Annotated in this window: 1 protein-coding gene; it reads left to right on the top strand. The window is 59.2% G+C overall.

Translation table 11 applies throughout. The features are described 5' to 3' along the window. Window positions 1-206: 206 nt before the first annotated feature. The coding region (locus tag EOA49_RS33225) for a hypothetical protein (RefSeq protein ID WP_206520265.1) at window positions 207-395 on the top strand (189 nt) is incomplete at its 3' end.

Below are 395 nucleotides of genomic sequence, written 5' to 3' on the forward strand. Positions count from 1 at the left end.
ACCTCATGCTTTGCCGCTCCAAGCGAGCCGCCGAGATCAAGGAGCGCCTGGTCGGAAAGCTTTTCGAACAGCCGACGGTCTACGACCGCTTGGTTGCGGCGCTGCAGGGCGAGCCACAGCTTGCGGAGCGCGATCGCCCAGGGGCCTACCTGCCGTGTTCGACACATCCGATCTTCGATCAACTGGCTGAGGACTGGATCGCCATTTTGGACAGTCCGATCTCGGTTTTCGATGCTCTGCCTCATATCGTGAACATCACGGGACTGAACCTTGTCCGATATCAGCTCGACCGCGCACGCGAAGTCTTGGACGCGCTGCCCATTTCGATGATCTGCGAGATCGTCTCACCCCGAAAAACCGTAGTACGCGACCTTGCGGCAGATTCCTTTCAGGCC

Origin of the sequence: Mesorhizobium sp. M1A.F.Ca.IN.020.04.1.1, assembly GCF_003997315.1 — a bacterium.
GTDB lineage: Bacteria > Pseudomonadota > Alphaproteobacteria > Rhizobiales > Rhizobiaceae > Mesorhizobium.